This is a genomic window from Lentzea sp. HUAS TT2, assembly GCF_051853195.1.
In the GTDB taxonomy this organism is placed as follows: Bacteria; Actinomycetota; Actinomycetes; order Mycobacteriales; family Pseudonocardiaceae; genus Lentzea.
In genome coordinates this window covers 6,536,400-6,558,445 of sequence record NZ_CP196667.1, presented here as the reverse complement: position 1 = coordinate 6,558,445, position 22,046 = coordinate 6,536,400, and the positions used below count along the sequence as shown (strand labels likewise).

At 70.5% G+C, this 22,046-nt stretch carries 17 protein-coding genes; 13 read left to right on the top strand and 4 right to left on the bottom strand.

The window, feature by feature from the left end; all coding sequences use genetic code 11:
• Positions 1-5 precede the first annotated feature (5 nt).
• From ACSHWB_RS31805 to ACSHWB_RS31790, 4 genes are all read left to right on the top strand, one after another.
• Positions 6-2,306, top strand: coding sequence for a glycoside hydrolase family 3 N-terminal domain-containing protein (locus tag ACSHWB_RS31805; protein ID WP_439656968.1), 2,301 nt, complete (start codon positions 6-8; stop codon positions 2,304-2,306).
• 65 nt (positions 2,307-2,371) lie between these two features.
• Positions 2,372-3,367: a TerC family protein gene (locus tag ACSHWB_RS31800; protein WP_439656967.1), complete on the top strand. Its 996-nt coding sequence runs from the start codon at positions 2,372-2,374 to the stop codon at positions 3,365-3,367.
• A gap of 40 nt (positions 3,368-3,407) precedes the next feature.
• A complete protein-coding gene (locus tag ACSHWB_RS31795; protein ID WP_439656966.1) occupies positions 3,408-3,980 on the top strand; it encodes a TetR/AcrR family transcriptional regulator in 573 nt (190 codons plus the stop codon).
• Positions 3,977-5,563: a CocE/NonD family hydrolase gene (locus tag ACSHWB_RS31790; RefSeq protein WP_439656965.1), complete on the top strand. Its 1,587-nt coding sequence runs from the start codon at positions 3,977-3,979 to the stop codon at positions 5,561-5,563. Before ACSHWB_RS31795 ends, ACSHWB_RS31790 begins: the two co-directional genes overlap by 4 nt.
• Before the next feature lie 6 nt (positions 5,564-5,569).
• On the opposite strand, the gene ACSHWB_RS31785 is transcribed toward ACSHWB_RS31790, so the two are convergent.
• Complete coding sequence (locus ACSHWB_RS31785) at positions 5,570-6,754, bottom strand: protein kinase domain-containing protein (RefSeq protein ID WP_439656964.1); 1,185 nt, start codon at positions 6,752-6,754, stop codon at positions 5,570-5,572.
• Between the two features lie 195 nt (positions 6,755-6,949).
• Here ACSHWB_RS31785 and ACSHWB_RS31780 point away from each other — a divergent pair, with 195 nt between their 5' ends.
• Positions 6,950-7,339 (top strand): hypothetical protein, encoded by a 390-nt coding sequence (locus ACSHWB_RS31780; RefSeq protein WP_439656963.1) that lies wholly within the window; start codon positions 6,950-6,952, stop codon positions 7,337-7,339.
• Here ACSHWB_RS31780 and ACSHWB_RS31775 read toward each other — a convergent pair whose 3' ends face one another.
• Complete coding sequence (locus tag ACSHWB_RS31775) at positions 7,340-8,353, bottom strand: LacI family DNA-binding transcriptional regulator (protein WP_439656962.1); 1,014 nt, start codon at positions 8,351-8,353, stop codon at positions 7,340-7,342. It abuts the gene before it with no gap.
• Between the two features lie 108 nt (positions 8,354-8,461).
• On the opposite strand from ACSHWB_RS31775, the gene ACSHWB_RS31770 reads away from it, so the two are divergent.
• Genes ACSHWB_RS31770 through ACSHWB_RS31735 form a run of 8 tightly spaced genes read left to right on the top strand, consistent with a single transcriptional unit; the run spans position 8,462 to position 17,830 of the window.
• The gene (locus tag ACSHWB_RS31770; RefSeq protein WP_439664705.1) at positions 8,462-9,979 is read left to right on the top strand and encodes a sugar ABC transporter ATP-binding protein; all 1,518 of its coding nucleotides are present in this window, start codon (positions 8,462-8,464) and stop codon (positions 9,977-9,979) included.
• Positions 9,976-11,019, top strand: a complete 1,044-nt coding sequence (locus tag ACSHWB_RS31765; RefSeq protein ID WP_439656961.1) for an ABC transporter permease — start codon at positions 9,976-9,978, stop codon at positions 11,017-11,019. The genes ACSHWB_RS31770 and ACSHWB_RS31765 overlap by 4 nt, the downstream gene beginning before the upstream one ends.
• Complete coding sequence (locus ACSHWB_RS31760) at positions 11,012-11,971, top strand: ABC transporter permease (protein ID WP_439656960.1); 960 nt, start codon at positions 11,012-11,014, stop codon at positions 11,969-11,971. Before ACSHWB_RS31765 ends, ACSHWB_RS31760 begins: the two co-directional genes overlap by 8 nt.
• Positions 11,968-13,029, top strand: coding sequence for a rhamnose ABC transporter substrate-binding protein (gene rhaS / locus ACSHWB_RS31755; RefSeq protein ID WP_439656959.1), 1,062 nt, complete (start codon positions 11,968-11,970; stop codon positions 13,027-13,029). The genes ACSHWB_RS31760 and rhaS overlap by 4 nt, the downstream gene beginning before the upstream one ends.
• Before the next feature lies 1 nt (position 13,030).
• Positions 13,031-13,342 (top strand): L-rhamnose mutarotase, encoded by a 312-nt coding sequence (locus tag ACSHWB_RS31750; protein WP_439656958.1) that lies wholly within the window; start codon positions 13,031-13,033, stop codon positions 13,340-13,342.
• A 14-nt stretch (positions 13,343-13,356) separates the two neighbouring features.
• Positions 13,357-14,511, top strand: a complete 1,155-nt coding sequence (gene rhaI / locus ACSHWB_RS31745; protein ID WP_439656957.1) for an L-rhamnose isomerase — start codon at positions 13,357-13,359, stop codon at positions 14,509-14,511.
• Positions 14,511-16,535, top strand: coding sequence for a bifunctional aldolase/short-chain dehydrogenase (locus ACSHWB_RS31740; protein WP_439664704.1), 2,025 nt, complete (start codon positions 14,511-14,513; stop codon positions 16,533-16,535). The genes rhaI and ACSHWB_RS31740 overlap by 1 nt, the downstream gene beginning before the upstream one ends.
• Positions 16,532-17,830, top strand: a complete 1,299-nt coding sequence (locus tag ACSHWB_RS31735; protein WP_439656956.1) for a rhamnulokinase — start codon at positions 16,532-16,534, stop codon at positions 17,828-17,830. The genes ACSHWB_RS31740 and ACSHWB_RS31735 overlap by 4 nt, the downstream gene beginning before the upstream one ends.
• Here ACSHWB_RS31735 and ACSHWB_RS31730 read toward each other — a convergent pair.
• Both ACSHWB_RS31730 and ACSHWB_RS31725 read right to left on the bottom strand, forming a co-directional pair.
• A complete protein-coding gene (locus ACSHWB_RS31730) occupies positions 17,815-18,696 on the bottom strand; it encodes a lysostaphin resistance A-like protein (protein WP_439656955.1) in 882 nt (293 codons plus the stop codon). The genes ACSHWB_RS31735 and ACSHWB_RS31730 overlap by 16 nt on opposite strands.
• A gap of 153 nt (positions 18,697-18,849) precedes the next feature.
• The gene (locus tag ACSHWB_RS31725) at positions 18,850-21,969 is read right to left on the bottom strand and encodes a family 78 glycoside hydrolase catalytic domain (protein WP_439656954.1); all 3,120 of its coding nucleotides are present in this window, start codon (positions 21,967-21,969) and stop codon (positions 18,850-18,852) included.
• Positions 21,970-22,046: the final 77 nt, after the last annotated feature.

Sequence of the window (22,046 nt, the reverse complement as noted above, 5' to 3'; positions counted from 1 at the left end):
TTGTCGTGACGACAGAAGCCACCACGCCGGACGAAGTCTGGCGCAATCCGCACGCCCCCGTGGCCGACCGTGTGAGCGATCTCGTCGCACGGATGACGCCGCAGGAGAAGATCGCACAGCTGCAGGGGATCTGGGCCGGCATCGACGCCGCCGGCGAGATGGCACCGCACCAGCACGAGTTCGCCGTGGCACCGCAGGACTTCGACGTGCTGACCCGCCACGGCCTCGGCCAGCTCACCCGCGTCTTCGGCACCCGCCCGATCGCTCCGGAGGTCGGCGCGCACACGCTCGCCCGCACCCAGCGGCAGATCATCGAGGCGAGCCGCTTCGGGATTCCCGCGGTGGCGCACGAGGAGTGCCTGACCGGGCTGGCCGCGTGGCAGGCGACCGTCTACCCGTCACCGCTGTGCTGGGGCGCGACCTTCGAACCGGACCTGGTGCGGCGCATGGCCGCACGCATCGGCGGCTCGATGCGCCGCCTCGGGATCCACCAGGGCCTGGCCCCCGTCCTGGACGTCGCGCGGGACCTGCGCTGGGGCCGGGTCGAGGAGACCATCGGCGAGGACCCGCACCTGGTCGGCACCATCGGCTCCGCCTACGTGGCAGGCCTCGAGTCTGCCGGGATCGTGGCCACGCTCAAGCACTTCGCCGGTTACTCCGCCTCGCGCGCGGGACGCAACCACGCGCCGGTGTCGATCGGGCCGCGCGAGTTCGCGGACGTGATCCTGCCGCCGTTCGAGATGGCGCTGCGGACCGGCGTCCGGTCGGTCATGAACTCCTACGCTGACAACGATGGCGTTCCTGCCGCAGCGGACGTCACGCTGTTCACGGACCGGCTTCGCGGGGAGTACGGCTTCACCGGGACGGTGGTGTCCGACTACTTCTCGGTCGCGTTCCTGCACAAGCTGCACGGGGTCGCCGCCGGCCGCGAGGACGCCGCCGCACTGGCGCTGACCGCGGGCATCGACGTCGAACTGCCCACTGTGGACTGTTACGGCGAACCCCTGCTGGAGGGCCTCTACTTCGAACGGGTGGACGCGGCACTCGTCGACAGGGCGCTGACCCGCGTGCTGACGCAGAAGGTGGAGCTGGGCCTGCTCGACCCCGGTTACTCCCCCGCGCCCGGCGCGGACCTCGACCTGGACGACCCGGAGTCCCGCGCGCTCGCCCGCGAGGTGGCCGAGCGCTCGATCGTGTTGCTGCAGAACGACGGCGTGCTGCCGTTGGCGGGCAAGCGCCTGGCCGTCGTGGGACCGCGGGCCGACGAGGCCGGCGCGATGATGGGCTGTTACTCGTTCCCGATGCACGTCGGTGTGCACCACCCCGACGTGGAGATGGGCATCGAGGTCACCACGGTGGTGGAGGCGTTGCGCGCCGACCACGAGGTGGTGTTCGCGCTCGGCTGTCCCGTGGTCGGCGGAACCGACGACGAGATCGCCGAGGCCGTCGAGGCCGCGCGGCAGGCGGACGTCTGCGTCGTCGTGCTGGGCGACAAGGCGGGGCTGTTCGGCAACGGCACGTCCGGCGAGGGCTGCGACGCCACGGACCTGAGGCTGCCGGGCCGCCAGGAGGAACTGCTGGAGGCGGTGCTCGGCACCGGCATGCCGGTGGTGCTCGTGCTGCTGTCCGGCCGGCCCTACGACCTGTCCCGGCAGGCCGACCGGCTCGCCGCCGTCGTCTGCGGTTTCTACCCCGGCCAGGAGGGCGGTCCCGCGCTCGCGGATGTCCTCAGTGGACGCGTCAACCCGTCCGGCAGGCTCCCGGTCAGCTTCCCCGGTGCCGGTTCGAGCCAGCCCTCCACCTACCTCAGCGCCCCGCTCGGGAGGCTCACCGAGATCAGCAACGTCGACCCGACGCCGCTGTTCCCGTTCGGCCACGGCCTCTCCTACGCGCCCGCGACGTGGGTGACGGCGGGCTGCGAGGAACGCGAGTGGCCGACCGACGGCGTCTGCGGCGTGCACGTGGTCCTGCGCAACGACCTGGAGGTCCCGACCAGCGAGGTCGTCCAGATCTACCTGCACGACCCGGTCGCGGAGGTCGCCAGGCCCGTCCGGCAGCTGCTCGGCGCGCTGAAGGTCGACCTCGCTCCCGGCCAGACCCGCACCGTCACGGCGCGGCTGCACGCGGACCTCACCTCGTACACCGGCCGCGCGGGTCATCGCCAGGTCGATCCCGGTGACGTCGAGCTGCACGTCGGCACGTCCAGCGCGAACATCCACACGGCGCTGAAGCTCACGATGACCGGGCCAGCCCGGCGCGTCGGGTTCGACCGCGTCACAACGCCGGAGTTCACCGCGAGTTCCTAGCGGTCTTCCCCCTGGCCGCCCGGTAACGTCCACTGCGGACGGACCGGGCGGCCGAGGGGTGTTCTGTGCTGGAGATCAGCGGACTGACGTGGGCGACGACGATCGGGGTGATCGTCGCGCTGCTGGCGGTCGACCTCGTGCTCGCGGCGTGGCGGCCGCACCGGATCGGCTTCCGCGAGGCCGGCCTGTGGTCGGTGTTCTACATCGCCGTCGCCATCGGCTTCGGTGTGTGGTTCGCCAGCGCGTACGGCGGCGGGTTCGGCGCGGAGTACTTCGCCGGCTACATCGTCGAGAAGAGCCTGTCGGTCGACAACCTCTTCGTCTTCGTGATCATCATGACGACGTTCCTCGTGCCGGAGGAGCACCAGCACAAGGTGCTGACGTTCGGCATCGTGCTCGCGCTGATCATGCGCGGCATCTTCATCGCGGTCGGCGCGACGCTGCTGTCGTTGTTCTCGTTCATGTTCCTGCTGTTCGGGCTGCTGCTGATCTTCACGGCCGTGCAGCTGTTCCGGCACCGCGACGAGGATCCCGACGTCGAGAACAACGTCGTCGTGAAGACCGCGCGCAAGCTGCTGCCCGTCACGGACGACTACGTCGGCGGCAAGATCTTCACCCGCGTGGACGGCAAGCGGCTCGCCACTCCCCTGTTCGTCGTGCTCGTCGCGATCGGCGGCGTCGACCTGCTCTTCGCGCTCGACTCGATCCCCGCGGTGTTCGGCGTGACCGAGGAGCCCTACATCGTGTTCACCGCCAACGCGTTCGCGCTGCTCGGCCTGCGCGCGTTGTTCTTCCTCGTCAAGGGCCTGCTCGACCGGCTGGTGTACCTGTCGGCGGGGCTCGCGGTCATCCTCGCGTTCATCGGCGTCAAGCTGATCCTGCACTGGGCGCACGTCGACATCTCCGCGAGCGTGCCCGAGATCCCGACGCCGCTCAGCCTCGGCGTCATCCTCGGCATCCTGGTGATCGTCACCGTCGCCAGCCTGGTCAAGACGCGCAACGACCCGGCGGCCAAGGCCCATCCCGGCTCACTGCGGGGTCACCGCGACGAAGATAAGTAACACTTGACTACTTAGTAACAGCTGTTCCACGATCTGGCGCATGGAACTGCGCGAGGTCGAGCCGCCGCGCGACCGCCGGGTGCGCCGCACCCGTGCGGCCGTCCTGGCGGCCGTGGTCGGCCTGGTCACGGACCGCGGCACCACGGCGATCACGGTGTCCGAGATCGCCGAGTCGGCGGACGTCAGCCGGCGGGTCGTCTACCAGCACTTCGGTGACCTGGACTCGCTGCTGCTGGAGGCAGGGCTCGACCTCGCCCGGCGTGAGCTGCTGCCCCGCCTGTCCGACCTCGCGCCACCGGTGGACGCACGGGCCGAGACGCTCGCCGTGGCCAGGCACTTCGCCGACCACCGGGTGTTCTACCGCGCCCTGTTCACCGGTTCCTGCGCGTTCGCGCTGGACCGGGGGCTGATCAGCCTGCTCCTGCCGGTCAACCGGCACGCCGTCGAGCACCTGCGCGGGCTCTCCGACCAGAGAGCGGAGGACCTCGCCGCGTTCATCACGGGCGGCGCCGGCTCGTTCGTCACGTCCTGGGTGGTCGCGGGCGCACCCGACCCGGAGACGTTCACCGACCGCCTGATGGGTGTGCTCTCCCACTTCCTGGAGCCTCGATGATCAGCCGTCTCCTGCAGCGCGGGCTGAAACTCCCGCCGCCGCTGACCCGCGACGTGGTGGCGCAGCGGGATCTGCGCGTCCCCATGCCCGACGGCGTCGACCTGCTCGCCGACCGGTGGATGCCTCGCTCGGGTGGCGACGGGCTGCCGACCGCGCTGATTCGTTCCCCATACGGGCGGCGCATGTTCGGTGCGGTCATGGCGAGGCCGCTGGCCGAACGCGGCTACCAGGTGGTGGTCCAGAGCGTGCGCGGCGGCTTCGGTTCCGGCGGCACGTTCGACCCGATGCGCCAGGAACGCGCGGACGGCCTCGCGACCCTCGGCTGGCTGGTGGACCAGCCGTGGAGCGACGCGATCGTGCTGTACGGGCTGAGCTACCTCGGCCACGTGCAGTGGGCGGTCGCCGACCGGCTGCCGCCCCAGGTCAAGGCGATGATCCCGGTGGTCACGGAATCCGCGCTGACGCTGGAGTTCCTGCGCGCGGACGGCATGTCGCTGGAGACGCCGTTCGAGTGGGGCGTGCTCGTCGGCACGCAGCAACGCCCGCTGGCGCTGCTGCGCAAACCGTTCCAGGACAAGAAGACCGCACGAGCGCTGCACACGCTGCCGTTGCGGGACGCCGACGTCGCGGCGTTCGGATCGCGTTCCGACTACGTGCAGGACATCCTGGACCACGGCGCGGACTCCCCTCGCTGGGAGGGGTTCGACCACAGCCACCGGGTCGCCGGCGTGACCGTGCCGGTCAGCTCCATCGGCGGCTGGTACGACATCTTCCTGCCCGGTCAGCTGCGCGACTTCCAGGTGTTGCAGGACAACGGCCGTTCCGCGCGGCTGACCGTCGGGCCGTGGACCCACACGGAGGTCATGTCCGCACCGGTGGGCGAGGCACTGGAGTTCGGTCTGGCGCACGCTCGCGGCGAGGAGCCTCCGCCCCGCGAGCCCGTCCGGCTGTACGTGATGGGCGAGGACGCGTGGCGGCCGTTCGACTCCTGGCCGCCGGCGGGCTACTCGCCGACGCGCTTCCACCTCGGCTCGGGCGGGGTGCTCGGACAGGAGCCCGATGAGTCCTCAGTGGACACCTTCCGCTACAACCCGGCCGATCCCACCCCGGCGTCCGGTGGTGTGCGCCTGGCCCGCGACGGCGGCCGGGTCGACAACACCGCTCTGGAAGCCCGGCCCGACGTGCTCCTCTACACCACACCCGTTCTCGACGAGGATGTCGAGGTGGTCGGTGAGGTCAGCGCCGAGATCTGGTTCTCGTCCAGCCTCGCGCACGCCGACGTGTTCGTCCGGCTGTGCGACGTCGATCCGGAAGGACGTTCGTGGAACGTCTGCGACGGGCTGGTGAGCCTCACGGCGGCGGAGGAACCGCAGTGCGCCGCTGTCCGGTTGTGGCCGACGGCCTGCCGCTTCCGGCGGGGGCACCGCATCCGGGTGCAGGTCTCCAGCGGCGCGTTCCCCCGGTACGCGCGCAATCCCGGAACCGGTGAACCCCGTGCGACGGCCACGAGGATGATCACGGCGACCCAGTCGGTCCACTGTGGATCGGAGCGGCCGTCCGCGATCGTGCTTCCCGTGCGCTGACCCCCGTCAGGCGCCGCCCTTCTTGTCCTTCCCCTTGCCGGACTTGCCGCTGCCCGGCTTGTCACCGCCGGGCTTGTCACTGCCGGACCTGTCGCCACCCGGTCCGACGGGCGTGCCCCTGTCCACGACCTGGACCGGTGCCGGTGTGACGGCCGGGGCGGTCGACTGCACCACGACGGGTGCGGGAACGGGATCCGCCGTGCGCGCGGGTGCCGACGTCGACGTCGGCGCGTTGGCCGGGGTCTCGGAAGACGAGGTGGCGCTGTTCCACGCGCTGAGCCCGGTGCCGATGGCCGAGATCAGCACCACGGCCGACGCGGCAGCGAACAGCCCGCGTTTGCGGGGCGGCGGGGCCACGACGAGGGTGGACTCGTCCGCCGGTGCCAGATAGCGGGTCGGCTGGTCCGCCGCCGGAAAGCGCAATGCCTTGGCGCACTCGCCGGCGGACGGGCGGCGGGCCGCGCTCAGCGCCGTCATCCTGGACAGCAGCCGCACCAGGTCGAACGGCAGGTCGTCCGGTACCACGGGCGGCCGGTGCAGACGGGCGACGGCGGCCTCGATCTCCGCGCCCTCGTACTCGCGGCGCCCGGTCAGGCACTCCAGCAGCAGCAGGCCCAGTGCGTACACGTCGGCCGCGGACGTGACCTCCTGGCCCCGCACCTGTTCCGGCGCGAGGTAGGCGGCCGTGCCGACGACCTGGCCGGTCTTGGTGAGACCTGCCTCGCCCTCCGCCCTCACCAGGCCGAAGTCGGAGAGGCGGGGAGTCTCCTCGTCGTCGAGCAGCACGTTGGAGGGCTTGATGTCGCGGTGGACGAAACCACGGGCGTGCACGTGAGCGAGTGCGTCGGCCAGCGCCGCGCCCACCCGGCGCACGTCCTCGACGGACATCGGCCCGTCCGCGACGCGGTCGCGCAGGGTCCGTCCCTCGATCAGCTCCAGCACCACGTAAGGCGTCTCGCCGGAGGGATCAGCGTCGTACACCGTGACCAGGCCGGGATGCGACAGGCCCGCGAGCGCGCAGATCTCGTTGTCGATCCGGCGCGCGTCCGCGAGGTCGCCCGGCTGGAACAGCTTGACCGCGACGTCCCGTGCCAGCAGCACGTCCCTGGCCCGGCGCACCTGCGCGACGCCGCCGGTGCCGAGCACCTCGCCCAGCCGGTACCGATCGGCCAGGAGACTCGTGTTCGACATGGGCGCGGCCTTTCCGTTCGGACGGGACCGCACAGGGGTGCCCACCCGATCGGTGATCCAACCGCGCAGTGTCGTAGCGCGATGATCAATGGCCCCTCGCAGCGCCGGACACCTCGTCGCTAATGTCGGCGTGCGGCCGCATTCCGCCCTTCCACGAGAACGAGGTGAAGAATCGTGCGTGCGATTTCTGCGTTCGTGCTGACCGCGGCCGCGACACTGGCCACCGCATTGCCGGCGTCGGCGGCTCCGATCGAGGCGGCCGTGGCTCTGCAGCCGCAGGCGAGACTGGAGGCGCGCGGCGTCGCCGTCGTCGTGCCGACCCGTGTGATGTGCGAAAACGGCGCGACCGGGTCGTTGTGGGTGCAGGTCACCCAGAACGTTCGCGGTGAGCTCGCGACCGGTGACAAATACACGCCGAGCGTTCCGTGCACCGGCGCTTATCACAAGGTCGACGTGACCGTGGTGTCGCGCACGAAAGCATTCCGGCAGGGTGTCGCATTCACTTCCGCGGCGCTGAACGTCTTCCTTCCGCCGGACAGTTCGAGCGTTGTGGAGGACAACCGCGAAATGATGCTCGTCCGGTAGCTAGACCCGCCGTTTGATCGCGGTGGACGCGCGGACCACGAGCTCCGGCTGGAACTTCACGTGCCGGTGCTCGTGGTCCGGCTCGTTCTCCGTCAGCAGCAACTGGGCGGCGGTGCGGCCGAGCTGCTCGCGCGGCTGGCGCACCGACGTCAGCGGCACGGCGGCGGCCGCGGCGAACTCGATGTCGTCGTAGCCCACGACGGCCAGGTCGTCCGGCACGCGCAGGCCCTGCTGGGTCATCGACTGCAGCAGGCCGAGCGCGAGCAGGTCGTTCGCGCAGAACGCCGCCGTGGGGCGCCGGGAGGCGGGCAGGCCCACGAGCCGCTCCCCCGCGCCGCGGCCTTCCGCCACCTGCAGGCTCTTCGTCTCCATGAACGTGAGCGCGTCCGCGGGCAGGCCGGCACCTGTTAGCGCTCGCACAGCCCCTTCACGCCGGTCGCGCACCTGCTGGATGGACAGCGGGCCGCCGACCATCGCGATGCGGGTGTGGCCGTTCTCGATCAGGTGGGTCACCGCCAGCTCGCCACCGAGCACGTCGTCCACGGCCACCGAGCAGCGCGTGCCGTCCGTCGCCTCGCGGTCGACCAGCACGACGGGCGTGCCGCGTTCGGCGATCTGGGCGCTCTCCGCGTCGACCGGGGTGATCAGGATGCCCTCGACGCGCTGTTCGTGCAGCAGCTCCAGGTACTCGCGCTCACGGCCGCCGTCCGACGCGCTGTTGCACAGGAACAGGGCCAGGCCAGCCTCCCGCGCCGCGTCCTCCACGCCACGCGCCACGTCGGTGAAGAACGGGTTCGCCGCGTCCAGCACGACGTAGGCGAGCACCCGGCTGCGGCCCGCGCGGAGCTGGCGTGCGGACTCGTTGCGGACGAAGCCGAGCTCCTCGATGGCGGCCAGCACCCGTTGCCTCGTGGCAGGAGCGACGATGTCGGGGCGGTTCAGCACGTTCGAGACGGTCGCGTTGGACACACCGGCGTGTTGCGCGACGTCGCGGATGCCCACTGACGGCTTCACCGGCGGCTCCTTTGTTGAAACGTGACAACGAATCGTACCCCGGAACCCTTGACACAGTGACGTAACACACCCAGAGTGCTCGTAACTCAGGCGTTAAAACGTTTCAACATCGAGGAGACGGACGTGGACCGACCTCCCGTGGTGACACTGGACGAGGTGAGCAAGTCGTTCGGCGCGGTCCGCGCGTTGTCCGGGGTGTCGCTGCGACTGCTGCCCGGCGAGGCCCACGCGTTGCTCGGGGAGAACGGCGCGGGCAAGTCGACGCTGATCAAGACACTCGCCGGGGTCCACCGCCCGGACGCGGGCCAGGTGCTGGTCGACGACGTGACCCAACGGTTCTCCGGTCCCGCCGACGCCCTCGCCGCGGGCATCGCGATCATCTACCAGGAACCGACGCTGTTCGGTGACCTGTCGGTGGCCGAGAACGTGTTCATGGGCCGCCAGCCGCTCGGGTTCGGCCGCCGCATCGACGTCGCCGCGATGCACGCCCGCACCTCGGAGCTGTTCTCCCGTCTGGGGGTCCGGCTCGACCCGGCCCGGCCTGCGCGCGGACTGTCCATCGCGGACCAGCAGCTCGTCGAGATCGCCAAGGCGCTGTCGTTCGACGCCCGCGTGATCGTCATGGACGAGCCGACCGCCGCCCTGTCCGACCACGAGGTCCAACGGCTTTTCGGGGTGGTGCAGGCGTTGCGCGAGCAGGACGCCGCCGTGCTGTTCGTGTCGCACCGCCTCAACGAGGTGTTCGAGCTGTGTCAGCGCGCCACGGTGCTGCGCGACGGCGAGTTCGTGTGGTCGGGCGAGCTGTCCGGCGAGACACCGGACTCGCTGGTGCGCCGGATGGTCGGCCGCGAGCTGTCCCAGCTCTTCCCCAAGCAGGACACGACCGCGGGCGAGGTGCTGCTGTCGGTGCAGCGGCTGACCCGCGAGGGCGTGTTCACCGACGTGTCGTTCGACGTGCGGGCGGGCGAGATCGTCGCCCTGTCCGGCCTCGTGGGCGCCGGCCGCAGCGAGGTGGCGCGGGCGATCTTCGGCATCGACCGGCCGGACGCGGGCGCTGTTCACGTGAACAACCGGAAGCTGAAGTACGGCTCCCCCACCGCCGCGATGGCCGCGGGCATCGGGTTCGTGCCGGAGGACCGCCGCCAGCAGGGACTGGTGATGGACGCGTCCATCGAACGCAACACCGCGCTGGCCTCGCTCGGCCGGCTGTCGACGTTCGGGCTGCTGCGCCGCAGTAGTGAACGTGCACTCGCCCAGGACTGGGCGGTGAAGCTGCGGCTCAAGTTCTCGAAGCTGAGCGACCCCGTCGGCGTGCTGTCCGGCGGCAACCAGCAGAAGGTCGTGCTGGCGAAGTGGCTGGCGCGCAACCCTTCCGTGCTGATCGTCGACGAACCGACGCGCGGCATCGACGTCGGCACGAAGGCCGAGGTGCACCGGCTGCTGTCGGAACTGGCCGGGCAGGGCGTCGCGGTGCTGATGATCTCGTCGGAACTGCCGGAGGTGCTCGGCATGGCCGACCGCGTGCTGGTGATGCACGAAGGCCGCCTGGTCGAGGAGCTGTCGCGCGCCGAGGCGACCGAGGAACGGGTGGCGCTGGCGGCCGCGGGACAGGCGGTGGCCCGATGACCACCCAGCTCACCCCGGCGGTCACCCCGTCCCGCCGCACCGCCGCCCGCCGCCTCAGCACCCGCGTAGGCCGGGTCCGCGAGCTCGGCATCGTCGTCGCGCTGGCCCTCGTCGTCATCCCGACCGCGATCGTGAACCCGAGGTTCATCCAGCCCCAGAGCCTGCGCGACCTCCTCCTCAACGCCTCGATCGTCGCGCTCCTCGCCGTCGGCCAGACCCTCGTGGTCATCACCCGCAACGTCGACCTGTCCGTCGGCTCGGTCCTGGGCCTGTCCGCCTTCCTGACCGCACAGCACTTCGCCGACCACCCCGGCACCCCGCTGGTGCTGGGCATCGGCTTCGGCGTCGCGGTGGGCCTGGCGTGCGGACTGCTCAACGGCCTGCTGGTCGCGCTGGGCAACGTGCCGAGCCTGGTGGTCACGCTCGGCACGCTCTACGTGTTCCGCGGCATCGACTTCGCGCTCGCCCAAGGCCGGCAGGTCAACGCCGCGAACCTCCCCGACGCCCTGCTGAACCTCGGCAGCAGCCGCGTCCTCGGCATCCCGGTCCTCGTGCTCGTCACCCTCGTGGTCATCGTGGTGGCCGCCGTCTACCTGCGTTCCTACCGGTCCGGCCGCGAGCTGTACGCGATCGGCTCGAACCCGGAGGCCGCCACCCTCGCGGGCATCCCGGTCGCCAAGCGCACGCTCACAACGTTCGTGCTCTCCGGGATCATCGCCGGACTGGCGGGCGCGTTGTGGGTGGCCCGCTACGGCACCGTCGACGCGGCCGCAGGCACCGGCCTCGAACTCCAGGTGGTCGCCGCGGTCGTCGTCGGCGGCGTCGCGATCTTCGGCGGATCCGGCACGGTCACCGGGGCCGCGCTCGGCGCACTCCTGCTGGGCACGATCACGAGTTGCCTGGTGGTGTTGCAGATCCCCGCGTTCTGGCAACAGGCGATCGCGGGCGCACTGCTGCTCAGCGCGATCACCGTCGACCGGCTCCTGGCTCTGCGACTGGCGAAAGCCCTGCGCACCTCCGAAGGGACCAGCCATGCGTAACCTCCTGCGGTGGGAGACCGCGCTGGTGTTCCTGCTCATCGTGGTGGCGCTGACAGGCCAGGTGAGCACGGACGGCTCGTTCCTGTCCGGCGGCAACCTCTTCTACCTCGGCCTCGACATCGGCGAGATCGCGCTGATCGCGCTGCCGCTGACGCTGGTGATCGTCGCGGGCGAGATCGACCTGTCCGTCGCGTCGGTGCTGGGCCTGTCCAGCGCGCTGATCGGCTGGCTGTGGAACGCGGGCTGGCCGCTCGAGACGATCCTGCCGACGGTGATCGTCGCCGGCGCGGTGTGCGGGGCGGTCAACGGACTGCTGGTCACCCGCCTCGGCCTGCCGTCGCTGGCCGTCACGATCGGCACCCTGGCCCTCTACCGCGGCCTCGCGCTGGTCGTGCTGGGCGACACCGCGGTCGCCGACTTCCCGGCGAGCTACACGTCGTTCGGCACGACCCCGTTGCCGGGCACCGACATCCCGTACCCGATCGTGCTGGCCGCGTTCCTGGCCGTGCTGTTCGGGATCGCGTTGCACACGAGTTCGTTCGGCCGGTCCGTCTACGCGATCGGCGCGAACGAGGAGGGCGCGCGGTTCTCGGGCATCCGGGTCAAGCGCGTCAAGCTGTCGCTGTTCGTGCTCGCAGGGGCCGTGGCCGCGATCGCGGGCATCGTCTACACGTTCCGCTTCTCCAGCGCCCGCGCGGACAACGGCCTCGGACTCGAACTGGCCGTCGTCGCCGCCGTGCTGCTCGGCGGTGTCTCCATCTTCGGTGGCAAGGGCACGCTCTTCGGCGTGCTCGCGGGCGTGCTGCTGCTGGGCGGCCTGCGCAACCTCCTGATCCTGCAGGACACCTCCACCGAGGTCCTCACCATCGTCACCGGCCTCCTGCTGCTGGTGAGCGTTCTCGCCCCGTCAGTCACCCGTCGCGTAGGAAGCCTAAGGAAGGCCGCGCCATGAACACACGTCTAGTGCTCGCCCTGGTGATGTCCGGGGCCGTCGCGCTCACCGCCTGCGGTGGCACCACGAAGGACAGCGCGGGTGATCAGACCGGTGGTGCCACCAACGCCGCCAAGGCCGACCCCAACGCTCCTCTCAAGGAGGGGCTGAAGATCACGTACCTGCCCAAGCAGGTCAACAACCCGTACTTCACCGTCGCGCAGAAGGGCGCCGAGCAGGCGGGCACGGCGATCAAGGCGGAGGTCAAGGCCACCGGGCCGTCCGACGCGGCCGCGTCCTCGCAGGTCACCTACATCAACACCGCCGCGCAGCAGAAGCAGGACGCGCTGGTGATCTCCGCGAACGACGTCAACGCCGTGGCGCCCGCGCTGAAGAGCGCACGTTCACAAGGGCTCAAGGTCGTCACGTTCGACTCCGACGCCGCGCCCGACGCCCGTGACGTGTTCATCAACCAGGCCACGTCGAACGAGATCGCCGCCGGCCAGGTGAAGCTGATCTCCGAGGCGGTCGGCGGGTCCGGTGAGATCGCGATCCTGTCCGCGACCCCCAACGCCACCAACCAGAACGCGTGGATCGAGGTCATGAAGACCGAGCTCGCGAAGCCCGAGTTCGCCGGCCTCAAGCTCGTGGAGACCGCGTACGGCAACGACGACGACCAGACGTCGTTCCAGAAGACGCAGGGTCTGCTGCAGGCGCACCCGAACCTCAAGGGCATCATCTCGCCGACCACCGTCGGTGTCGCGGCCGCCGCCCGTTACCTCAGCTCGTCGGAGTACATGGGCAAGGTGCAGCTCACCGGTCTGGGCACGCCCAACCAGATGCGCAAGTTCGTGCAGGACGGCACGGTGAAGTCGTTCGCGCTGTGGGACCCGACCAAGCTCGGTTACCTCGCCACCTACACCGCGGCCGCGCTCGCGTCCGGGCAGATCACCGGTGCGGAGGGCGAGAAGTACAAGGCCGGCGAGCTCGGTGACTACACGATCGGCGCCAAGGGCGAGGTCGTGCTCGGCCCGCCGACGGTGTTCACGAAGGACAACATCGACAAGTTCGACTTCTGACATGCGCGTCTGCTTCACCTTGCGGGTCCGCCCCGATCGTCTCGACGACTATCGGGCGCGGCACCGCGAGGTGTGGCCGCAGATGCGGGCCGCCCTCAGCGAAGCGGGATGGCGCAACTATTCCCTCTTCCTCGCCGGCGACGGCCTGCTCGTCGGTTACCTCGAATGCGACGACTTCGACGCGGCACTCGCGGCGATGGCCCGCACCGAGGTGAACGCGCGCTGGCAGACCGAGATGGCGGAGTTCTTCGAAGGCGAAGGCAAAGCCGACGAACGGATGACGCCGCTCGACGAGGTCTTCCACCTCGAATGAGTTTGGGGAGAACGATGAGTGTGAAGGACGCGTTGCGCGAGCAACGGATCGAGACCCCTTCGTGGGCGTACGGCAACTCCGGCACGCGGTTCAAGGTCTTCGCGCAGCAAGGAGTTCCGCGCACGCCGTACGAGAAGATCGACGACGCCGCGGTGGTGCACCGGCTCACGGGTGTCGCGCCGACCGTCGCGTTGCACATCCCGTGGGACAGGGTCGACGACTTCGGGAAGCTGGCCGAGTACGCGCGGGATCGCGGTGTCGCGCTCGGGGCGATCAACTCGAACGTGTTCCAGGACGACGACTACAAGCTCGGCAGCGTCTGCCATCCGGACGCGACGGTGCGGCGCAAGGCGATCGGGCACCTGCTCGAATGCGTCGACATCATGGACCAGACGGGATCCCAGGATCTCAAGCTGTGGTTCGCCGACGGCCTGAACTACCCCGGCCAGGACAACATCCGGTCCCGCCAGGACCGGCTCGCCGAGGCGTTGCGGGAGACCTACGCGCGGCTCGGCGCCGATCAGCGGATGTTGCTGGAGTACAAGCTCTTCGAGCCCGCGTTCTACACCACGGACGTGCCGGACTGGGGCACGGCGTTCGCGCACTGCCTGCAGCTGGGCGACCGGGCGCAGGTCGTGATCGACACCGGGCACCACGCCCCCGGCACGAACATCGAGTTCATCGTGTCGTTCCTGTTGCGGGCGGGCAGGCTCGGCGCGTTCGACTTCAACTCGCGCTTCTACGCCGACGACGACCTGATGGTGGGGGCGGCGGACCCGTTCCAGCTGTTCCGGATCATGCACGAGATCGTGCTGGCGGACGCGCTGAAGCCCGCCGCCGGCATCGCGTTCATGCTCGACCAGTGCCACAACCTGGAGCCGAAGATCCCGGCGATCATCCGGTCGGTGCTCAACGTCCAGGAGGCGACGGCGAAGGCCCTCCTCGTCGACCACGGCGCGCTGGACGCGGCTCAGCGGGCCGGTGACGTGCTGGAGGCGAACGCCGCGTTGATGGACGCCTACAACACCGACGTGCGGCCGCTGCTGCGGGAGCTGCGCGAGGACATGGGGCTGGATCCCGACCCGATGGCGGCGTACCGGCGGTCCGGGTACGCGGAGCAGATCGTCAGGGAACGAGTCGGTGGCGAGGCCGCCGGGTGGGGTGCGTGATGGAGCAGGTCCAAGCGCTGCTGGGGCGGAGCAACCGGCTCGGCGCCGATCCGCGCAACACCAACTACGCGGGCGGCAACACCTCGGCCAAGGGGGCGGTGACCGACCCCGTCACCGGACAGCCCGTGGAACTGATGTGGGTCAAGGGATCCGGCGGTGACCTGGGCACCTTGAAGGAGTCCGGGCTCGCGGTGCTGCGACTCGACCGGCTCCGCGCGCTGACCGGGGTGTATCCGGGGGTCGAGCGCGAGGACGAGATGGTCGCCGCGTTCGACTTCTGCCTGCACGGCAAGGGAGGCGCGGCGCCGTCGATCGACACGGCCATGCACGGTCTGGTCGACGCCGAGCACGTCGATCACCTGCATCCGGACGCGGGCATCGCGTTCGCCACGGCCGCGGACGGCGAGGCGCTGGTCAAGGCGTGCTTCGGCGAGCGCGTGGCGTGGGTGCCCTGGCGGCGGCCCGGTTTCCAGCTGGGACTGGACATCGCGGCGATCAAGCGGGACCACCCGGAGGCGATCGGTGTCGTCCTGGGCGGGCACGGCATCACCGCGTGGGGCGCGACCAGCGAGGAATGCGAAGCGCACTCGCTGGAGATCATCGGCACCGCGCAGCGCTACCTCGACGAGCACGGCCGCGCCGAGCCGTTCGGGCCGGTGGTCCACGCACCGCTGGCTGTGGAGGAGCGCCGTGTCAGGGCCGCCGAACTGGCGCCAGTAATCCGCGGTTTGGCCTCCACGGACAGCCCGCAGGTCGGCCACTTCACCGACTCCGAGGTGGTGCTCGACTTCCTGTCGCGGGAACGGCATCCGGAACTGGCCGCGCTCGGCACGTCGTGTCCCGACCACTTCCTGCGCACCAAGGTCCGGCCGCTGGTGCTCGACCTGCCGCCGACCGCGGACCTCGCGGACGTGGTGGCGCGCCTGGGACAGCTGCACGAGGCCTACCGCGAGAGCTACCGGTCCTACTACGAGCGGCACGCCAAGCCGGACAGCCCGCCGATGCGCGGCGCGGACCCGGCCGTCGTGCTCGTACCCAGCGTCGGGATGTTCACCTTCGGCCGCGACAAGCAGACCGCGCGCGTGGCCGGAGAGTTCTACGTGAACGCCATCAACGTCATGCGGGGCGCCGAGTCCGTCTCGCGGTACGCGCCGATCGACGAGCTTGAGAAGTTCCGCATCGAGTACTGGGCGCTCGAGGAGGCCAAGCTCCAGCGGATGCCGAAGCCCAAGCCGCTGGCCACCCGCGTCGCTCTGGTCACCGGCGGCGGTTCGGGCATCGGGCGGGCCGTCGCCGAACGGCTGGCGGCCGAGGGCGCGTGCGTGGTGGTCGCCGATCGCAACGGCGACAGCGCACGGGAAGTCGCGCTGGGCCTGGGTTCCTCGGACGTGGCGGTGGCGGTGACCGTCGACGTCACCTCCGCCGCGGGCATCGCCGAGGCGTTCCGCGCGGCGGCGCTCGCGTTCGGCGGTGTCGACCTGGTGGTCAACAACGCCGGTCTGTCGATCTCCAAGCCGCTGGAGCAGACGACCGAGGACGACTGGGACCTGCAGCACGACGTGATGGCCAAGGGCTCGTTCCTGGTCTCGCAGCAGGCGGCGAAGGTCATGCGCGCGCAGGGCATGGGCGGCGACCTCGTCTACATCTCCAGCAAGAACGCGGTCTTCGCCGGCCCGAACAACGTCGCGTACGGGGCGGCCAAGGCCGACCAGGCGCACCAGGTCCGGCTGCTGGCCGCCGAGCTCGGAGGGGACGGCATCCGCGTCAACGGCATCAACCCGGACGGCGTGGTCCGCGGCTCCGGCATCTTCGCCGCCGGCTGGGGTGCCCAGCGCGCCGCCGTCTACGGCGTGCCGGAGGAGAAGCTCGGCGAGTTCTACGCCCAGCGCACCCTGCTCAAGCGGGAGGTGCTGCCCGAGCACGTGGCGGCGGCGGTGTTCGCGCTCACCGCGGGCGACCTCTCGCTCACCACGGGCCTGCACGTGCCGGTCGACGCCGGGGTAGCAGCGGCGTTCCTGCGATGACGACGGTCGCGGCGGTCGACCTCGGTGCGTCCAGTGGCCGCGTGGTGCGAGGGGTCGTCACCGATGGCAACGTTCACATCGAGGAGGTGCACCGGTTCGCCAACGGGCCGGTGCACCAGCGCGGCCACCTGCGCTGGGACCTGCCCGGTCTCTACCACGAGGTGCTCGCCGGCCTGAGGCTCGCCGGTCCGCTGGCGAGCATCGGCATCGACAGCTGGGCCGTCGACTACGGCCTGCTCGACGCGTCCGGCGAGCTGCTGGGCAACCCCGTCTGCTACCGCGACCCGCGCACCGACGGCGTCACGCCGCAGGACGGTCTGTACGAGCTGAACGGGCTGCAGTTCCAGCCGTTCAACACGATGTTCCAGCTGATGGCCGAACCCCTGCTCCCCCAGGCCTCCCAGCTCCTGCTGATCCCGGACCTGCTCTCCTACTGGCTGACCGGGCACCGTGGCACCGAGTACACCAACGCCACCACGACCGGCCTGATCGACGTCCGAACAGGACAGTGGTCACCGGAACTCACCCGCGACCTCCCGCCAGGCCTGCTCCCGGCCCTGCGCCGGCCCGGCGACCCCGCGGGCACGTTCAGAGGCATCCCCGTCACCGCCGTCGGCTCCCACGACACCGCGTCCGCCGTCGTCGCCGTGCCCGCCGAGACGGACCGGTTCGCCTACATCTCGTGCGGCACGTGGTCCCTGGTCGGTGTCGAGCTCGACTTCCCGGTCCTCACCGCGGCCAGCAGGGCCGCCAACTTCACCAACGAGGGCGGCGTCGACGGCACGATCCGCTACCTGCGCAACGTGATGGGCCTCTGGCTCCTGCAGGAGTGCCTGCGCACCTGGGACACCGGGCTCGAACCGTTGCTGAGGGAAGCCGGGACGGTGTCGGGTTCGGTGTTCGACCCCAACGACCCGGTGTTCCTCCCGCCCGGTGACATGCCGACCCGGATCGAGCGCTGGTGCGGCAAGAGCATGACCAGGCCCGAGATCGTGCGGACCATCCTGGACAGTCTCGCGCTGGCCCACCGCGACGCCGTCGTGGACGCGCAGCGGTTGTCCGGCAAGGAGGTCGAGGTCGTGCACATGGTCGGAGGCGGCTCACGCAACGAACTGCTCTGCCAGCTCACCGCCGACGCGTGCGGCCTGCCTGTCGTGGCGGGTCCGGCCGAGGCGACCGCGCTGGGCAACGTCCTGGTACAGGCACGTGCCGTGGGCGCGGCCCACGGCACTCTCGCCGATCTCAGGAGGCTGGTGCGGCGGTCGCAGCAGCTGAAGCGCTACTTGCCGCGCTGAACCCGTGCGCGGATCTGGCCGGACCGAGCCGCCTTGCGCAGCAGCACCACGGTGGCCGCCAGGCAGACCAGCAGCGCGAACAGGCTGGCCTCCGGGCCGAACGAGCCACCGGTGAGCACCGCCGGACCGGACAGCGTGGTGTGCAGCAACCCGTTGGGCACGTCGTTCGAGCCGGACACCGCGATGCCGAAGAGGCCGGCGTGGGCGAAGTTCCAGGCGAAGTGCAGACCGATCGGGAACCACAGCGACCGGGTCAGGACGTACGCCGCCGCGAGCATGGCGCCGCCGGTGAGCCCGATCGACAGCGCGCCCCACAGCGTGGCGTTGACGTTCACCAGGTGAGTCGCACCGAACAGCAACGAGGACGCGACCAGCGAGATCACGGTCCCGGCCCGTTCCTCCAGGATGCGGAACAGCACACCGCGGAACAGCAGCTCCTCCATGACCGCGACGCTGAACATCATCCCCACGAGCCCCAGCGCCCCGGCGAACGAACCCCACGACATCCCGTCCAGCCCGCCGAACACCACGATCAGCAGCATGAGCGCGCCGAACAACCCGAGCCCGAGCAGCACGCCCTTGCGCAGTCCCGGCCACCGCTGCGGCGCCGCCAGCTCGGGAACGTCCTCCCTGGCCTCGACCTTCCGCGACAACCAGCGGTAGCAGGCGATCCCGGCGATGGCGAGGCCGATCCCCACGGGCAGGGCGAGCAGCGGAATCGGCGCGACGAGAGTGTCGACGCCGACCACCCCGAGCATCAGGACGAACAGCGACGCGAAGAGGACCGGGAACCTGAACCTGCGCAGCCGGTTCGCGGACGGCTCGGCGGACGGACGGCTGTCCTCGGGGAGTGCAGTGGGTTCCATGGCTCCGGCTTCCTGAGTCGTTTGCGGGACAACGCAAACGCTAGGCAGCGGAGCCTTCCGGCGAATCCCACCGGGGAGGACAGCCGGGTGTAGCTCTCACGGGGGACACTGCGCCGCGTCCGTCAGAACGCGGCGCAGCAACCCCCACTGACCTCAGGAAGCCGGCACCGCAGTCGCGGCCGCGGCGGCGCTACCTCCCCCGGTGAACGCCCACCGCCCATGCTGCACCTTCACCACCGCGACACCACTGGAGTGCGGCACGTGCACCTCGGCCGTGGACCCCACCGGCACCTCGACGGTCAGCCGCACCACGCCGTCGACCTTCGCCCAGGCCACGCTGATCCGCCCGCGCACGCTCTCGAACTCCATCCGCGCCCACGACAGGGAGCTCGTGACCGGCCGGACCGTGAACGTCCGGTACCCCGCGTCACCCGGCCGCAGACCGGCGACCTGCTCGTACAGCCACTGCACGATGGTGCCCTTGAAGTAGTGGTTGCGGGAACGGGTGCCGGTGTCCCACATCTCCCACATGGTGTCGGCGCCGTTCGAGAACCAGTGGCCCCAGCTCGGGTACGTGCGCTCGGTGGCCATGGCGTGCGCGACGTCGGCGTGGCCGTTGTCGCTCAAGGCCTGCAGCAGCACGCTGGCGCCGAGGCAGCCGACGTTGACGTGGTTGCCGTTCGCCCGCACCTCGGCGGCGAGCTTGTCCGCGACGGCCTGGACGGAGCCGGCGGGCACCATGCCGAACGCGAGCGGGATGGCGTTGGACGTCTGCCGGTAGTCCGGGTCCCTGGAGGTGCGGTAGTAGCCGTCTAGGAAGGCCTTGTTGAACGCCGACAACAGGTTCGCCGCGACCTCGCGGTAGCGCGGGACGGGCTTGCCGATCACGTCGCCCAGTTCGGCGGTGTGCAGCAACGCGCGGTAGAGGTACGCGGTGGCGGTGAGGCGGGTGTCCTCGGGCGGGAGACCGCCGGAGTTCGGGGGCAGGAAGTCCCCCAGCGCGGTGACCGCGAGGCCGTCGCGCAGCCGGCCGATCTCCCAGTCCAGGTACCGGGTGAGCACCGGCCAGTGCTGGGCGGGGAGCCGGTCGTCGCCGTAGATCCGGTACATCTCCCTGAGCACGAACGGGTACACGGTCGTCCACTCGGGAGCGGGCGCCAGTTCGCGGAAGCCCCAGCCGCCGCTCGGGACGATCACCGGGATCTGGCCCGCGGTGTCCTGGCTGTCGGCCAGGTCGGTGAGCCACTTGGTGAAGAACTTCGCCATGCCGAACTCGGCGAGCATCGACGGCGCGCCCACCTGGGCGTCGCCCGTCCAGCCGTTCTTCTCGTAGGTCGGGGTGTCGGTGGGGATGCCGTGCAGGTTGTTCGCGACGGTGCGGCGCATCGCGGCGTCGTACTGCTCGAACAACGGCTCGGAGCAGCGGAAGGTGCTGGCCTGCGGCACGTCGGAGTGCACCACGCGGCCGACCAGCTTCGGTGCCGCGGTCAGGCCGGTCACCTCGACGTAGCGGAAGCCCTTGTACGAGAACTTCGGTTCCCACGTCTCCGTGCCGCCCGCGCACACGTACTCGTCGAGCTGGACGCGGTTGCCGGTGACGAAGGGGTTGTCCATGTGAACGCTGCCATCGACGTTCAGCGTCTCGCCGTGCTTGAGGCGCACCAACGTGCCTGCGGGAGCCGTGACGGTGAGCTGGGTCCAGCCGGACATCGTGCGGCCCATGTCCGCGACGAACACGCCGGGCTTGAGCACGCTCACAGCCGGCGTGACCGACTCGATCACGCGGATCGGCTCGTGTTCCTGGGCCTTCAGCGTGCCCTTGGGTGCCGGCCTGATCGTCGTGCGCTGCCAGGCGCTGTCGTCGAAGCCCGGTTTCGTCCAGTCGCGCGGCGCGAGGCGGGCGTCGTAGGTCTCGCCGGTGTAGAGCGAGTTCGAGACCGTCGGGCCGTCGGTCAGGCGCCACTGCTCGTCGGAGCCGATCGTGGTGCGGGTGCCGTCCGGGTGGTCGATCTCCAGCTGTGCCAGCAGTTTCGGCTCGTCGTGCCACGGCGGGTGCTCCCACCGCCACACGTTCGGCGTCTTCATGCCGTAGAAGCCGCGGCCCAGCGTCACGCCGATCGCGTTGCGGCCGTTGGTGACCAGCTCTGTGACGTCGTGCGTCGCGTACAGGACGGTGTTGTCGTAGTCGGTGAAGCCGGGATCGAGCACCCGGTCGCCGACGCGGCGGCCGTTGATCTCGGTCTCGTGGTAGGCGAGGCCGCTGACGTACAGCCGGGCGCGCCGCACCGGTTTGGTGAGCGCGAACTCCCTGCGCAGCAACGGCGCCGGCTGCTCCGTGACCGTGACGTTCGAGCCCCACGGCCCCTGGCCGTACGGGTCGAGCACCGTCGCCGGGGTCCAGGACGAGTCGTCGAAGTCCGGGGTCTGCCAGCCGGGTTGCTCGGTGTCGGCGACCTTCCAGCCGGGACCGGTCACGATCTCGCGCCGGCCGTCGGGAAGATCGACCAGCAGCCGCAGCAGGAGTCCGGCCGGGCCCGCGGACCTGTTGGTGGCACGGGCGGCCAGCACGATCCTCCGACCGGCCAGGCGGGTCACGTCGGCGCGTTGCCCGACCTTCCAGGCGTCGACCTGTTCCGGGACGTGCAGGACCTCGGAACCGTTGACGTACAACGTGAAGTCGTCGTCCGCGGTCGCGACGAGCCTGGCCTTCACCGCGTCCGCGGGGAGGTCGACCGCCGTCCGGAACCACCGGCTCTCCGCCGGTGTCGTCGCCGACCAGATCCACGAGGCACCGGTGAAGGCGATCGACGTGTCGACGGCGCCGATCCACCGCGCCTGCCACGCCGTGCCGAGCAGGGCGGTCTCCCACCAGCCGTCCGTGCTCCACGCCGACACGCGGCCGGTGCCGTCCCACACCCGGACGCGCCAGTGGTACCGCGTGCGCGGCTTCAACTCCTTGCCGGCGAACGGAACCCCGACCGAGCGATCGGAGCCGACGCGGCCGGACTGCCACACGTCGGCGCGTCCGGGCGAGGTGCCGACCTCGACCTGGTAGGCCGTCTGCCGCGCACCGGTACCGGCGGCGGCGAGCGTCCAGCCGAGCCGCGGAGACGTGACGTCGGTGCCCAGCAGCGTGTCCGCGTACTCGACGGTCGTGCGGACGACCCGCAGCCCGCTCGCCCGGTCCTCCGGTTCCGCGTGCGCCACCCCGACCGGGAGTGCCGTCGCGGACAGCCCGACGGCCGATGTCCTGAGGAACTCGCGTCTGCGCACGTCGTCTCCACCTTCGTCGCTGGATGAAACGTTTCAATCGCGGCGGCGACGGCCAGAGTGTTACGGGCGTGACGGAG